This is a genomic window from Pandoraea communis (assembly GCF_902459745.1).
Lineage (GTDB): Bacteria > Pseudomonadota > Gammaproteobacteria > Burkholderiales > Burkholderiaceae > Pandoraea > Pandoraea communis.
The window spans coordinates 505,981-519,236 of record NZ_CABPSJ010000001.1; the positions used below are offsets into that span (position 1 = coordinate 505,981).

The window sequence follows — 13,256 nt, forward strand, 5'->3', positions numbered from 1 at the left end:
CAGAAGATGTCGACGTTTTCGTTTCGTGCCGCATCGCTCTCGCTGGTTGTGTCTCGCTCGCTTCGCGCCATAACGCTGGCGCTGGCTTGCACGAGCGCCGTGTTGGCGACGGGCTGCGCGAGTCTCGCGCCGCCCACGCCTGTCACGCCGCCGGACGGCGCCAGTGTCGAGCACTATCGCGGTCGCTTTGCGGTGCGTTACGAGCAAAACGGCGAGGCGCGCAATAGCTACGGCAATTTCGATTGGCAGCAAAGCGGCGAGAACGCGACTGTCCAACTGCTCGACCCGCTTGGGCAGACGCAGGCGATCGTGCGCGAGAATCCGCGAACGGCATCGCTGGAATTGCCCGGCAAGGCACCGTTGACGGGGCCGCGTCTCGAAGACGTCATGCACGATGCATTGGGCTTTGCACTGCCGGTAGGCGGTCTGCGCTATTGGCTGCGCATGCAGGGTGCACCGGGTTCACACGCGAGCATCGAGCGCGATCCGCAGACGCAACGCCCGACCCATTTGAAGCAGGACGGCTGGACGATCGATTACCAGGCCTATTTCGACGGCTCGCCGCTGCGGGTCAAACGCATTGATCTCTCGCGCGACCTCGACGGCTCTCCGCTCGCCGTCCGGCTAGTGATCGACGAGTAAGTCCCAGGCGTCTTGCCTGATTCGCTTTCGCTATGGTGAGGTCGATACCCGCACGGGCATCGTCACCACGACGGTGCTATCCTTGGCGCCGCCCCGTCAGGCATATGTCGGCATCGTGAGCGCTCCTGAGCGTGCGACTTCTTTGTCGATCGAACTGCATCGGGACCGTCTTCCCCTTTTCCGGCTACCCGCGTCGCGACATCGCGCTGCGGGTAGCCGATAGCCATCGTTTCGCATTGCCATGTACGAAATCCTGCGTGACTGCCCGGCTCCGGCCAAGCTGAACCTGTTCCTGCACATCGTGGGACGCCGGCCCAATGGTTATCACGAGCTGCAAACCGTCTTCCAACTGATCGACTGGGCCGATACGCTGCATTTCGAGCGCCGGAGCGATGCCCGGATTGTGCACACGAACCCGCTGCCGGGCGTGCCGCCGGAGACCGATCTGACCGTCCGGGCAGCCCGTTTGCTTCAGGCACATTGCGGCGTGCACTTCGGCGTGGACATCGCCATCGAGAAGCGACTGCCAGCCGGCGGTGGTATCGGCGGCGGCAGCTCCGATGCCGCGACGACATTGCTCGCACTCAATCGCATGTGGCAACTCGATCTGCCGCGCGCAGAACTCCAGACGCTCGCGTTGAAACTCGGTGCCGATGTGCCGTTTTTTGTTTTCGGCCGCAATGCCTTTGCCGAGGGGCTGGGCGAGGAGTTGTACGCGGTGGATTTGCCGCAGCGACACTTCCTCGTTGTGAACCCGCGCGTACACGTCGCGACAGACAAAATATTTCGTGATCCCCTGTTGACAAGGGATACGAAGATCGTCACAATGGCGTTCTTTCTTGAGCACGCCAGCGAAAACATGCTCGAAACGGACGAAATTTTCCGTAACGACATGCAGGCGGCAGTGACTCGAGAATACGCGGAAGTCGCTGCGGTGATTGACTGGTTCAGAACCTTCACCACGGCACGCATGACGGGATCTGGCGCCAGTGTGTTTGCGGTATTCGACACGAAGGCAGACGCAGAAGCCGCATGCAAGCGATTGCCGGAACGCTGGCTCGGTCAAGTGACTACCAGCCTGGCCGAACATCCGATGTTCGGATTCGCGTGAAATGGTTTTACTTTGTTGCGTTTCCTACGACGCAGCAAGGGCATCGGTTAGTGTAGGGGAGTCGCCAAGTTGGTTAAGGCACCGGATTTTGATTCCGGCATACGAGGGTTCGAGTCCTTCCTCCCCTGCCAATTTCTCTGTCGCGCAGTGTCAGCATTCAAACGTTCCGCAGGTAGCCAGATGAGTAGTGATAACCTAATGGTATTCACCGGGAACGCCAATCCCGCCCTGGCCCAAGCGGTCGTCGACACTCTCGGTATTCCGCTCGGCAAGGCAATGGCGAGCCGGTTCTCCGACGGTGAAATCCAAGTCGAAATCCAGGAAAACGTGCGTGGCAAGGACGTCTTTGTCCTCCAGTCGACGTGCGCTCCGACCAACGACAATCTGATGGAACTGATGATCATGGTCGACGCGCTCAAGCGCGCTTCTGCCGGCCGGATCACCGCTGCCATCCCGTATTTCGGCTATGCCCGTCAGGATCGCCGCCCCCGTTCGGCGCGTGTGGCGATCTCGGCGAAGGTCGTCGCCAACATGCTGCAAATCGCAGGCGTCGAGCGCATCATCACGATGGATCTGCACGCCGACCAGATTCAGGGTTTCTTCGATATCCCGGTCGACAACATTTATGCGTCGCCGCTGCTGCTCGCAGATGTGCGCGGACAGAACCACGAAAACCTGCTGGTGGTGTCGCCGGACGTTGGCGGTGTGGTGCGTGCCCGGGCGCTCGCAAAGCAACTGCACTGCGATCTGGCCATCATCGACAAGCGTCGTCCGAAGGCCAACGTGGCCGAAGTGATGAACGTCATCGGGGAAGTCGAAGGCCGTACCTGCGTCATCATGGATGACATGGTCGACACCGCCGGCACGCTCTGCAAGGCTGCGCAAGTGCTGAAGGCGCGTGGCGCACAGAAGGTTTATGCGTACTGCACGCACCCGGTGCTTTCCGGTGGTGCTGCGGCGCGTATCAATGCCTCGGAGCTGGACGAAGTGGTCGTGACGGATACGATTCCGCTGCGCGAGGACTCAAAGGGCGGCAAGATTCGCCAGTTGAGCTGCGCCAATCTGCTCGCCGAAACGTTCTCGCGTATTCGTCGCGGCGACTCGGTGATGTCGCTGTTCGCGGAATAAGCGTTCGGTAGAATTTTGCGGCGGCGCCTGTGTGGCGCCGTTGTTATGTCGGCGGGGAGCACCTCCCCGCCTTTGTCGTTCCTGAAGCCTGCGTTTTTGGGCATGGTATTCGGGAAGAAATCGCTGCCTGGTCGCGGGCAGTACAAGGAGTTGTTATGAAAGTCGTCGCTTTTGAGCGTAATCTGCAAGGTACGGGTGCGAGCCGCCGCCTGCGCAATGCCGGTAAGACCGCGGGCATCGTGTACGGTGGTAATGTCGATCCGAAGCTGATCGAACTCGATCACAATGCCCTGTGGCACGCTCTCCGCAAGGAAGCCTTCCACTCGTCGATTCTCGAGCTGGAAATCGCTGGCAAGATCGAACAAGTGCTGCTGCGCGATGTGCAGTACCACCCGTTCAAGCAACTGGTTCTGCACGTGGATTTCCAACGTGTCGACCCGAACAAGCCGATCCACATGAAGGTGCCCCTGCACTTCCTGGGTGCTGAGAACGCCCCGGCTGTGAAGCTGGCGTCGAACGTGATCAGCCACACCATGAACGAACTGGACATCAACTGCCTGCCGGGCAAGCTGCCGGAATTCCTGGAAGTTGACCTGTCGAAGCTGGAAGCCGGTCAATCGGTGCACGCCAAGGACGTCAAGCTGCCCGCCGGCGTGACGCTGACGCTGCACGTCGAGCAAGAAAACCCGGCAGTGGCGCAAGCCGTTCAACCGGCTGGTGTTGCTGCTGACGAAGCGGCTGCCCCGGCGGCTGCCGAAGGCGAAACGCCGGCTGCCTAAGCCTCGTGCGTTAGCTTTCAGCGGCGACGCTGGACGCAAGACCCGCCGCGACATCATGTCCGGCGGGTTTTTTTATTGGCGGCGCGTAGACCTGACGGCGAACGCGCCAAGATCCTGATACCGAAATGATCAAGCTGATCGTAGGGCTCGGCAATCCGGGCGCCGAATATACAGCGACGCGTCACAATGCCGGCTTCTGGTTCGTCGACGCGCTGGCGCAGCAATGCGGCGCATCGCTCACGAACCAGAAGAACTTCCACGGCTTCGCTGCGCGTGCGCGCATCGCCGGCCAGGAAGTGTGGCTGCTCGAGCCGCAGACTTTCATGAACCGTTCGGGACAGTCTGTCGTCGCGCTCGCGCGCTTCTACAAGATTCTGCCGGACGAGATTCTCGTCGTGCACGACGAACTGGATCTGCTGCCCGGTAGCGTGAAACTCAAGCGGGGCGGCGGCAGCGGCGGTCACAACGGCCTGAAGGACATTGCGGCACACCTGACGACGCCCGAATTCTGGCGCCTGCGCCTGGGCATCGGCCATCCGCGCACGCTGCAACCGGCGGGCAGCCAGCAGCAGGTGGTGGACTTCGTGCTCAAGCCGCCGCGCAAGGAAGAGCAAGCGCAGATCGACGACGCGATGTCGCGCTCGCTCGACATCGTCGATCTGGTCGTCAAAGGCGACATGGAAAAGGCGATGATGCGTCTGCACGCCACGCCGGGGAAGTAAGACGAAGCAGAAAAACGAGCGGCGGTTCGCCGCTCAGGCAGTCTTGTTGGCTTGCAGGTGGGTGTACTTCTCGAGCAGTTGCTCGGGCGTCTCGACGTGTTCGGGGTTGATGGGAATGCACTCCACCGGACACACTTGCACACACTGCGGTTCATCGAAGTGACCGACACACTCGGTGCACTTGTTCGGATCGATCTCGTAGATCTCGACCCCCATCGAAATTGCGTCGTTCGGGCACTCTGGCTCGCACACGTCGCAATTGATGCATTCATCGGTAATCATCAAGGCCATACGGCACCTCCAGTCGTATCGCAACGCCGGCCAGCCCACAGGCGCCGGCCGGCGCGCACGATACTCATTCCTTCGCCGACAGGTCGCCGACTTTCGTCACCAGCCATTTTTCGACGGAAGGAAACACAAACTTGCTGACGTCGCCGCCCAATTGCGCGATCTCGCGCACGATCGTGCCCGAGATGAACTGGTATTGGTCGGACGGCGTCATGAACATCGTTTCCACGTCGGGCAACAGATAGCGGTTCATGCCTGCCATCTGAAACTCGTACTCGAAGTCGGACACGGCACGCAAACCGCGCACGATGACGCGGGCCTGGTGCTTACGCACGAAATCCTTGAGCAGCCCGGAAAACCCTTCCACGCTGACGTTCGGATAGTGACCCAGCACCTCACGCGCAATGTCGATGCGCTCGTCGAGCGAGAAGAACGGCTTCTTGTTTCGGCTATCCGCCACACCGACAACGAGCTTGTCGAAGATGCCCGCCGCACGGCGAACCAGATCTTCGTGTCCTCGGGTAAGCGGGTCGAACGTCCCCGGATAGATCGCCACTACCATGCCAACGTCTCCTCGCGGCTGGGGACCAGTGCTACGTACTTATTCATTGTGGTCTCTAGGTTTTCGGAATCGATTCAAGCAGATGATAATGCACCGCTCCGGCTTTCGCCCGGCGCAGGCACACGAGGTCGAGTGCTGCGAGCGCGTCGTCGTCCAGCGGGCGGTCGGATTCGGCGTAAATCACACCGTTCGGGGCCAGCAGGCGGGCTGCGGGCGCCAGCAGGTCGTCCAGCCAGCCGCTCGCAAACGGGGGATCGAGAAACACCACGTCGAAAGCCCCAGGTGCGAGTGTGGTTATCAGGCGCCTCGCGTCGGCCTGCACGATCTCGATCTGGCTCGCACCGAGCTTCGCCTGATTGGCGCGAAGCTGCCGTACGGCCGGCGCGGCGTGTTCGATCATCAGCACCCGTGCAGCACCCCGCGACGCCGCCTCGAACCCGAGCGCACCGCTTCCGGCGAACGCGTCGAGACACTGCATGCCGCTCAGATCCTGGCCGAGCCAGTTGAACAGCGTTTCGCGCACGCGATCGGGGGTAGGTCGCAGACCGTCGCCCGAGGGCACCGGCAACGGCGTACGCTTCCACTGGCCGCCGATGATGCGCACCTGCTGTGGCGCGCCGCGTGCCACGTTACCTGCACCGGACTTCATACCGTCCTCCGCGACACAGCCCTGCCGATTGCACCGCCACCCGGGCAAAAATGAGTTCGCGTGCACCGCTGCGCACGCCAGAAATCCAAAATCATGACATTTCACGCTACATTGTTGAGGCGAAACATACCACATCGCCCGCAATGGCCGCCTCACAAGGGCACGCAACCCGTCAGGCGATGCGTCAGCCCCGGCGGGCCGGTGTCGGACAATGCCCGATGCCGCACGAGGAACTCGCCTACCCGCTCAACAGGAAACCGCCCGACTTGCCATGACCGATGCCGCTATCGAGGTAACCGAACTATGCAAGGCCTACGACGGCCGCCCCGTCGTCGATCACCTGTCGCTGCGCGTGGCACCGGGCGAATGCTTCGGTCTGCTGGGACCTAACGGTGCCGGCAAGACCACCACCCTGCGTATGCTGCTGGGTCTGGTCACCCCCGACGCCGGTGAAATCCGCCTCGGCGGCATGCCCATCCCGCGACTGGCGCCGCAGGCGCGACGCCGCGTCGGTGTCGTGCCGCAATTCGATAATCTGGACCCCGACTTCACCGTGCGCGAAAACCTCGCCGTTTTCGGCCGCTACTTTGGGCTCTCTTCGGCTGACCTTCGCGAACGTGTGCCCGCTCTGCTCGCGTTTGCGCGTCTCGAATCGAAAGCGAATGCCCGCGTCAGCCAGCTCTCGGGCGGCATGAAACGACGTCTCACCCTTGCCCGTGCCCTCGTCAACAATCCCGATCTGCTGATACTCGACGAGCCGACCACCGGTCTCGACCCGCAAGCCCGGCACCTGATCTGGGAGCGGCTCAAATCGCTGATGAACGAGGGCAAGACAATTCTGCTCACGACCCACTTCATGGAAGAAGCCGAGCGCTTGTGCCATCGCCTCTGCGTGATCGATAACGGTCGCAAGATCGCCGAGGGCACGCCACCTGACCTCGTCGCCCGGGAGATCGGCTGCGACGTCGTGGAGGTGTTCGGCGACGTGCCGCAGGCGTTGCTCGCCCGGCTCGCTCCGCTCACCGAACGCCTCGAAACCAGCGGCGAGACCCACTTCTGCTATGTGCGCGACGCCGCCCCGGTCGTGAACGCGCTGCAAGATCAGCCCGGCGTGCGCTATCTGCATCGGCGCGCCAATCTGGAGGACGTTTTCCTCAAACTCACGGGCCGGGAGATGCGCGATGACTGAGCACGATCGACACGGCCCCGGTAGTTCTGCCCACGCGGAAGGCGCCGCTGCCGCCACGGCGAGTGCACCTCGCACCACCTCACCGAAGGGACATCCTCCCGACGCGCCCCGCTATCTCCCAGGGATCACGCCGTGGACGGGCGTCTGGCGGCGTAACTTCCTCGTATGGCGCAAGCTCGCCATTGCGTCGATGTTCGGTAATCTGGCCGACCCGATGATCTACCTCTTCGGGCTGGGATTCGGCCTCGGGATGATGGTCGGCGACGTCGACGGCACCTCGTACATCGCATTTCTCGCCGCCGGCACTGTGGGGTCGAGCGTGATGTTCTCCGCGAGCTTCGAGTCGATGTACTCGGCCTTCTCACGCATGCACGTTCAGCGCACATGGGAAGCGCTGATGCACACACCGCTCACATTGGGCGATGTGGTGCTTGGCGAAGTCGTATGGGCGGCCAGCAAGGCAGTGCTCTCGGGCCTCGCCATTCTGGTGGTGGCGTGCGTACTCGGCTATGCACGCATCGACAGCCTGCCCGTGGTGTTGCCTGCGGTTCTGCTCGCGGGTCTGGCGTTCGCGAGTCTGGCGATGGTAATGACGGCGCTCGCGCCGAGCTACGACTTCTTCATGTTCTATCAAACGCTCGTGATGACGCCGATGTTGCTGCTCTCCGGCGTGTTCTTCCCGCTGTCGCAACTCCCGGCAGCGGCACGTCACGTGACGGAGTGGTTGCCGCTCGCCCATGCCGTCGCGCTGATCCGTCCGGCCATGCTCGGACGCACCATCGATCTGCCGTGGCTGCATGCCGGCGCACTCGCCCTATACGCCGTCGTCGGATTCGCCGTCGCACTGGTGTTGCTGCGCCGGCGGATTCTCCGGTAGCACTCATGGCGTGTGCACCAACGCTCATTGTCACCAACAAAAAAACGGCACCGGGAATCTCCGGTGCCGTTTTTCGTTCATCGTGCCAATCATGCGACGTGTGCCGCGATACTGCGATTACTTCGCCTTCACGGCCGCAACAGGCTTGCCGCTCGGCGCAGCGGCGCCAGCGCTGGCCGCACCGAAGACGTCGTTCGGGCCCACGACCACGGTGACAAGCCGCTCCGGCTGCACGTGACGCACGAAGGCATCCCGTACCTGCGCTGCGGTGACGGCTTGAACCTTGTTGGTCCACGTGTCCAGATAGTCCAGCGGCAGGTTATAGAAGCCGATGGCGGCAACGTTCGCCAACAGTTTGCGATTGCTGTCGAGGCGCAGCGGGAAGCCATTGATCAGGTTGTCCTTTGCGGCCTGCATCTCCTCATCGGTCGGCCCGTCCAGCACAAATCTGTCGAGCGTTTCACGCACGACCTTGAGCGCTTCGGGCGCTTGCTCACGTCGCGTCTGCAAGCTGATCTCGAAGGGCCCCTCCTGCAACTGCGGGACGAAGCCGCTCGACACGCCATACGTCAGACCGCGCTTCTCGCGCACTTCTGCCGTCAGACGCGAGACAAACCCGCCGCCGCCCAGCACGTAGTTCCCCACGAGCAACGGGAAGTAGTCGGAATCACTCCGGGCCACCGATGCCTGTCCGGTCACGATGTGTGCCTGCTCGGCCGGATGCGGCAGATCGATTTGCACCGCGCTGCGCAGCGCCGCCACAGGCGGCATGGCCGGCGGCGTCACCCCTGCCGGCATCGCATCGATCAGCGTGGCGACGAGCTTCTCCGCCTGCGGACGATCGATGTCGCCGACGATCGTGACAACTGCCCGCTTCGGGCTGTACATATCCCGGTAGAAGCGCACCACATCTTCGCGCTTCACGGCCTTGACGCTGGCCACCGTCGGACTCACGCCATAAGGATGGCTCCCGTAGATCGCGCTGCGAAACGCCTTCTCGGCAATCGCCTCGGGCTTCGTGTCGGCTTCGGCAATTGCCGCAGCCAGGCGCGCGGCTTCACGCTTGAGCACCAGGTCGGGGAAGGTCGGATGTTGCAGGAACTGCGCCATCGTGCTCACCGCGGCATCGCGCTCGGTCGCTGAAGATAGCGTGCGCATGGTGACGGTCGCCGCATCGCGTCCGGCACTCGTCGATTCCATCGCGCCCACGTCGGCAAAGCGGTCGGCAATCTGCGCTTCGCTCAACGCCGGGCGCCCCCCTGCAGCGAACGCCCCGGAATCGAGCAGACCTGCCGTGAACAACGCCAGTCCGGACTTGCCCGGCGGATCGTAGCGGCTGCCCGCGTCGAAATCGATATTCACATCGATCATCGGGATCGAACGGCTTTCCACGAGCAGGACCTTGGCGCCCGACGGCGAGACCCAGCGTTGAATCGGCAGCGCCGCCTGGGCGCCGAGGGGCATCACCGCCACCAACACGCCTGCAGCAACAGAAGCCAGAAGGCCCGTACGCGCAGGCACCGAGAACGCACGCAATAGTGCGGAAATTTTCATCATCGTGTGGCCTCTCTCAGCGCATGTTCTTCAGGTCTTCCGCCCCTTGGGCGCGGCGCTTGCGTGTCGCTTCGTCGATCGGCTGCGGCACGAGCGTCGCCACCGTCAGCGACTCGTCGCCGAAATACTTGCCGGCCACCGCCTGCACCTGCGCGGGCGTCACCGCCTTCACCTTCTCGAGCATGCGATCGATCTTCCGCCACGAGATCCCCGACATTTCGTTCAGACCGATTTCCATCGCCTGACCGAAGACAGAGTCCCGCTTGTAGATCTGCGAAGCCACGACTTGCGCCTTCACGCGCCCCAGCTCTGCCTCAGTCACGCCGTGTGCCGCGATGTCGGCCACCTGCGCACGCAACGCCTTCTCGATCTGCTCGGGCGTCTTGCCCTGTGCAGGCGTGCCATCCAGGATAAAGAACTGCGGACCACGGCCCACGCCGTCGTAACCGGCGCCGACATCGTTGGCGATGCGTTGTTCGCGCACGAGACGGCTCGTCAGACGCGCATTGCCATAGCCGTCGAGCACGGCGGCGAGCACTTGCAGCGCATAGACATCGTCATCCTTCTCGATGTCGGTCAGGCGCGGCGCCCGCCACGCGAGCATCACGTGCGGATTCTCGGCAGGCGCTTTTACGAATATCCGGCGCACGCCAAGTTGTGCCGGTTCGTTCTGCGCACGGCGTTCCGGCAACGCACGCTGCTTGAGCGGACCATAGTACTTCTCGGCGAGTTGCTTGACCTGCGCCGGGTCCACATCGCCGCTCACCACCACCACGGCATTGTTCGGTGTGTACCAACGCTCGTACCAATCGCGCGCGTCCTGCACGGTCATGTGCTGCAAGTCGTCCATCCAGCCGACGATCGGGCGGCGATAAGGGTTGGCGATGAGCGCCGTGGCCATCAACTGCTCGTAGAGCAACGCGCGCGGCTGGTCGTCCGTACGAAGACGGCGCTCCTCCATGACCACTTGAATCTCTTTGGCGAACTCGTCGGCCGTGAGCGTGAGATTGGCCATGCGATCGGCCTCGAGACGCATCATCTCCGGCAAGCGCGACTTCTCCGTCTGCTCGAAGTACCCCGTGTAGTCCTTGCTGGTGAACGCATTCTCCCGGCCCCCGAGGGCGGCGACCTGACGCGAGAACTGGCCCGGCCCGACCTCCTTGGTGCCCTTGAACATCATGTGTTCTAGCGCATGGGCCACCCCTGTCGTGCCATTGAACTCGTCGAGCGAGCCAGCGCGGTACCAGACCACATGGGCGACCGTCGGTGCCCGATGATCTTCGCGCACGATCAGCCGCAGGCCGTTCGATAGCGTGAATTCCGAAGTGTTATCCGTCGTTTTGCTGCCCGCGGTGTCCGCAGCATGGCTCAGGCTCATTACACCGGCCAAGGTCAGTCCGACCAAGGCATGTCGCCAGCGCATGGTTCCCGTCATGGATCCCCTTTCGCCCGTCATGGACGTCGATACGCGTCTGATAAAATACGTCGCATTTCCCGCGTCGGAAATCACGACTCGCCCATTGTAGGGCGTTTTGTGCGGCGCGAATGGCAAGACAAATCACAGACGCACGCCGACCGCGCGCGCCCACGTCGAGTTCTTCACCCCATGTTCAGCTTCTTCAAGCGCTTCAAGTCAGGCGGCAACAAGGCCGCCGAGACGAGCCCCGCATCGGCCGAATCGCCAGAATCCGTCGAATCGGCAACATTGCCGGAAACGCCCGCACCCTCGGGCACTGCGGTTGAACGCAGTGCCGCGCCGGCCGAGGTTGCGCAGGCCCAGCCCGCCACGCCTGCGCCGCTCACCCCGCCGCCGCCTGTCGTGCCGGCCGCTGCACCCGCTGCCCCCCCTGCCCCGGCAGCCGCTACACCACAGGCACCAGCCGCGCCGGTGGACACGCCGCGTGCGCCCGTCAGCCCTATCGAAAATACGGCACATTCCGAGCCGTCGCCGGCGAATGTCCCAGCATTCGACACGCCAACGCAGCCCACGCTCACGCCTGCCCCGCAAATTGCGGTAGAACCCGTCGCGCCGGCCCCGGCACCGGTCGTCGTGAAGGATTCGCACGGCGAAGCCATCGGCGAGATCGTAGCCGCCCCCGCGCCGGCGCCGGCTGCCAAACGCTCCTGGCTCACGCGCCTGAAGGCCGGCCTGTCGAAGACGAGCGCTGGCCTCACCGGCATCTTCGTCGGCGTGAAGGTCGACGAAAACCTGTTCGAAGAACTCGAAGGCGCTTTGCTGATGAGCGACGCGGGGGTCGAAGCCACCACGTTCCTGATCGAAGCGCTGCGCAAGAAGGTCAAGGCCGAACGGCTGACCGAAGGCGAGCAGGTCAAGCGTGCCCTGCACGATCTGCTGGTCGATCTGTTGCAGCCGCTGGAGCAAAGTCTCGTACTCGGCCGCGAAGCGCCGATGGTCGTGATGATCGCGGGTGTGAACGGCGCAGGCAAGACGACGAGTATCGGCAAGCTCGCCAAACACTTCCAGCACTATGACCAGTCGGTGCTGCTCGCCGCCGGCGACACCTTCCGTGCAGCGGCACGCGAGCAACTGACGATCTGGGGCGAGCGCAACAACGTCGCCGTCGTCTCGCAGGAGAGCGGAGACCCCGCCGCCGTCGTGTTCGATGCCGTGAATGCCGCTCGCGCCCGCAAGATCGACATCGTGATGGCCGACACGGCCGGCCGCCTGCCGACGCAGTTGCATCTGATGGAAGAACTCAAGAAGATCAAGCGCGTGCTCGCCAAGGCCGCCGACGGCGCACCGCACGAAGTGCTGCTCGTGATCGACGCCAATACAGGCCAGAACGCGCTCGCACAGGTCAAGGCATTCGACGACGCGCTGCAACTCACCGGCCTCATCGTCACCAAGCTCGACGGCACGGCCAAGGGCGGCATTCTCGCCGCGATTGCGCGTCAACGTCCGGTGCCGGTGTACTTCATCGGCGTGGGCGAAAAGGTCGAAGACCTGCAACCGTTCTCGGCGCGCGAATTCGCCGACGCGCTGCTGGGATAAACGCTTCCCGCAGCACGCGTCCCAAGACAAACGGCCCGCCATTTCACATGAGCGGGCCGTTTGCATTGTCGGACGACACGGAACGGCTGCACAACGCTGCCGCCGAACGATACGTTACAACTGCTGGGCGACGAGTCCTGCGCACAACCCCCACATCATCATGCCGACGATGCCGTCAAGGATCTGCCATGCCCGCGCGCGCGAGAACAGCGGCGCAAGCAAGCGAGCGCCGTAGCCAAGGACGGTGAACCACAGCGCGGAGGCCGTCATCGCGCCTGCGGCGAACCAGACATTGCCGGGCGACGGCTCACGCGCCCCGATGCCGCCGAGCAGAATCACCGTATCGAGATAGACGTGAGGATTGAGCAGCGAGAGCATCAGCACGAGTACGAACGCGCGTTGCCACGTCATGCGCTGCGTGGCCGCGCGGCTGCCGTCGGCCTGCAACGCGCCCGCTCCGCGAAACGCCGCGCGCCACGCGCGCAGGCCGTACCAGAACAGAAATGCCGCACCGCCCCACGTCACGGCCGTGAGAAAGCGCGGATACGCGGCGATGAGCCCGCCCATGCCGGCCACGCCCGCCGCGATCAACACCATATCGCTGATGGCGCACACGGCCACAACCACGCCCACGTGACGCTTCAGAATGCCCTGCCGCAGCACAAATGCGTTCTGCGCCCCGATCGCCATGATGAGGCTGGCGCCCAGCGCCAGGCCCCGCCAGAAAGCCGGATCGACCATC

General features: G+C 63.3%; 14 protein-coding genes and 1 tRNA gene. 9 read left to right on the top strand and 6 right to left on the bottom strand.

Going from position 1 to position 13,256, the window contains the following annotated elements; all coding sequences use genetic code 11:
- Positions 1 to 6: 6 nt before the first annotated feature.
- The 6 genes from PCO31110_RS02315 to pth all read left to right on the top strand — a co-directional run bounded on the left by PCO31110_RS02315 (position 7) and on the right by pth (position 4,382).
- Positions 7 to 642 carry an outer membrane lipoprotein LolB gene (locus tag PCO31110_RS02315; RefSeq protein ID WP_081636361.1) on the top strand — a complete coding sequence of 212 codons (636 nt, stop codon included), beginning with the start codon at positions 7 to 9 and terminating at the stop codon, positions 640 to 642.
- A 241-nt stretch (positions 643 to 883) separates the two neighbouring features.
- On the top strand, positions 884 to 1,753 hold the full coding sequence (gene ispE / locus PCO31110_RS02320) for a 4-(cytidine 5'-diphospho)-2-C-methyl-D-erythritol kinase (RefSeq protein ID WP_010804800.1): 870 nt from the start codon (positions 884 to 886) through the stop codon (positions 1,751 to 1,753).
- Between the two features lie 54 nt (positions 1,754 to 1,807).
- Positions 1,808 to 1,884, top strand: a tRNA-Gln gene (locus tag PCO31110_RS02325).
- A 49-nt stretch (positions 1,885 to 1,933) separates the two neighbouring features.
- On the top strand, positions 1,934 to 2,881 hold the full coding sequence (locus tag PCO31110_RS02330; protein WP_010804799.1) for a ribose-phosphate pyrophosphokinase: 948 nt from the start codon (positions 1,934 to 1,936) through the stop codon (positions 2,879 to 2,881).
- Between the two features lie 155 nt (positions 2,882 to 3,036).
- On the top strand, positions 3,037 to 3,660 hold the full coding sequence (locus tag PCO31110_RS02335) for a 50S ribosomal protein L25/general stress protein Ctc (protein ID WP_010804798.1): 624 nt from the start codon (positions 3,037 to 3,039) through the stop codon (positions 3,658 to 3,660).
- 125 nt (positions 3,661 to 3,785) lie between these two features.
- Positions 3,786 to 4,382, top strand: coding sequence for an aminoacyl-tRNA hydrolase (pth, locus tag PCO31110_RS02340; protein WP_010804797.1), 597 nt, complete (start codon positions 3,786 to 3,788; stop codon positions 4,380 to 4,382).
- A gap of 33 nt (positions 4,383 to 4,415) precedes the next feature.
- On the opposite strand, the gene PCO31110_RS02345 is transcribed toward pth, so the two are convergent.
- The 3 genes from PCO31110_RS02345 to rsmD all read right to left on the bottom strand — a co-directional run bounded on the left by PCO31110_RS02345 (position 4,416) and on the right by rsmD (position 5,881).
- A complete protein-coding gene (locus tag PCO31110_RS02345; protein WP_010804796.1) occupies positions 4,416 to 4,673 on the bottom strand; it encodes a YfhL family 4Fe-4S dicluster ferredoxin in 258 nt (85 codons plus the stop codon).
- A gap of 64 nt (positions 4,674 to 4,737) precedes the next feature.
- On the bottom strand, positions 4,738 to 5,232 hold the full coding sequence (gene coaD / locus PCO31110_RS02350) for a pantetheine-phosphate adenylyltransferase (RefSeq protein WP_010804795.1): 495 nt from the start codon (positions 5,230 to 5,232) through the stop codon (positions 4,738 to 4,740).
- Between the two features lie 55 nt (positions 5,233 to 5,287).
- Positions 5,288 to 5,881 (bottom strand): 16S rRNA (guanine(966)-N(2))-methyltransferase RsmD, encoded by a 594-nt coding sequence (gene rsmD / locus PCO31110_RS02355; protein ID WP_010804794.1) that lies wholly within the window; start codon positions 5,879 to 5,881, stop codon positions 5,288 to 5,290.
- A 271-nt stretch (positions 5,882 to 6,152) separates the two neighbouring features.
- Here rsmD and nodI point away from each other — a divergent pair, with 271 nt between their 5' ends.
- Both nodI and PCO31110_RS02365 read left to right on the top strand, forming a co-directional pair.
- Positions 6,153 to 7,070, top strand: coding sequence for a nodulation factor ABC transporter ATP-binding protein NodI (gene nodI, locus PCO31110_RS02360; protein WP_010804793.1), 918 nt, complete (start codon positions 6,153 to 6,155; stop codon positions 7,068 to 7,070).
- Positions 7,063 to 7,947 carry an ABC transporter permease gene (locus PCO31110_RS02365; protein ID WP_010804792.1) on the top strand — a complete coding sequence of 295 codons (885 nt, stop codon included), beginning with the start codon at positions 7,063 to 7,065 and terminating at the stop codon, positions 7,945 to 7,947. The genes nodI and PCO31110_RS02365 overlap by 8 nt, the downstream gene beginning before the upstream one ends.
- A gap of 117 nt (positions 7,948 to 8,064) precedes the next feature.
- Here PCO31110_RS02365 and PCO31110_RS02370 read toward each other — a convergent pair whose 3' ends face one another.
- Positions 8,065 to 9,504: a M16 family metallopeptidase gene (locus PCO31110_RS02370; protein WP_010804791.1), complete on the bottom strand. Its 1,440-nt coding sequence runs from the start codon at positions 9,502 to 9,504 to the stop codon at positions 8,065 to 8,067.
- A 13-nt stretch (positions 9,505 to 9,517) separates the two neighbouring features.
- Positions 9,518 to 10,936: a M16 family metallopeptidase gene (locus tag PCO31110_RS02375; RefSeq protein ID WP_150689542.1), complete on the bottom strand. Its 1,419-nt coding sequence runs from the start codon at positions 10,934 to 10,936 to the stop codon at positions 9,518 to 9,520.
- Between the two features lie 171 nt (positions 10,937 to 11,107).
- On the opposite strand from PCO31110_RS02375, the gene ftsY reads away from it, so the two are divergent.
- Positions 11,108 to 12,514, top strand: coding sequence for a signal recognition particle-docking protein FtsY (gene ftsY, locus PCO31110_RS02380; RefSeq protein ID WP_150689543.1), 1,407 nt, complete (start codon positions 11,108 to 11,110; stop codon positions 12,512 to 12,514).
- A gap of 114 nt (positions 12,515 to 12,628) precedes the next feature.
- On the opposite strand, the gene PCO31110_RS02385 is transcribed toward ftsY, so the two are convergent.
- A complete protein-coding gene (locus PCO31110_RS02385; RefSeq protein ID WP_150689544.1) occupies positions 12,629 to 13,255 on the bottom strand; it encodes a LysE/ArgO family amino acid transporter in 627 nt (208 codons plus the stop codon).
- Position 13,256 lies beyond the last annotated feature (1 nt).

What these genes read in the sequence shown, in the direction of transcription:
- pth (WP_010804797.1), top strand. Translation starts at nt 3,786, where the DNA reads ATGATCAAGCTGATCGTAGGGCTCGGCAATCCGGGCGCCGAATATACA.
- PCO31110_RS02345 (WP_010804796.1), bottom strand. Translation starts at nt 4,673, where the DNA reads ATGGCCTTGATGATTACCGATGAATGCATCAATTGCGACGTGTGCGAG.
- ispE (WP_010804800.1), top strand. Translation starts at nt 884, where the DNA reads ATGTACGAAATCCTGCGTGACTGCCCGGCTCCGGCCAAGCTGAACCTG.
- rsmD (WP_010804794.1), bottom strand. Translation starts at nt 5,881, where the DNA reads ATGAAGTCCGGTGCAGGTAACGTGGCACGCGGCGCGCCACAGCAGGTG.
- PCO31110_RS02375 (WP_150689542.1), bottom strand. Translation starts at nt 10,936, where the DNA reads ATGACGGGAACCATGCGCTGGCGACATGCCTTGGTCGGACTGACCTTG.
- PCO31110_RS02365 (WP_010804792.1), top strand. Translation starts at nt 7,063, where the DNA reads ATGACTGAGCACGATCGACACGGCCCCGGTAGTTCTGCCCACGCGGAA.
- ftsY (WP_150689543.1), top strand. Translation starts at nt 11,108, where the DNA reads ATGTTCAGCTTCTTCAAGCGCTTCAAGTCAGGCGGCAACAAGGCCGCC.
- PCO31110_RS02315 (WP_081636361.1), top strand. Translation starts at nt 7, where the DNA reads ATGTCGACGTTTTCGTTTCGTGCCGCATCGCTCTCGCTGGTTGTGTCT.
- PCO31110_RS02370 (WP_010804791.1), bottom strand. Translation starts at nt 9,504, where the DNA reads ATGATGAAAATTTCCGCACTATTGCGTGCGTTCTCGGTGCCTGCGCGT.
- PCO31110_RS02335 (WP_010804798.1), top strand. Translation starts at nt 3,037, where the DNA reads ATGAAAGTCGTCGCTTTTGAGCGTAATCTGCAAGGTACGGGTGCGAGC.
- PCO31110_RS02330 (WP_010804799.1), top strand. Translation starts at nt 1,934, where the DNA reads ATGAGTAGTGATAACCTAATGGTATTCACCGGGAACGCCAATCCCGCC.
- coaD (WP_010804795.1), bottom strand. Translation starts at nt 5,232, where the DNA reads ATGGTAGTGGCGATCTATCCGGGGACGTTCGACCCGCTTACCCGAGGA.
- nodI (WP_010804793.1), top strand. Translation starts at nt 6,153, where the DNA reads ATGACCGATGCCGCTATCGAGGTAACCGAACTATGCAAGGCCTACGAC.
- PCO31110_RS02385 (WP_150689544.1), bottom strand. Translation starts at nt 13,255, where the DNA reads ATGGTCGATCCGGCTTTCTGGCGGGGCCTGGCGCTGGGCGCCAGCCTC.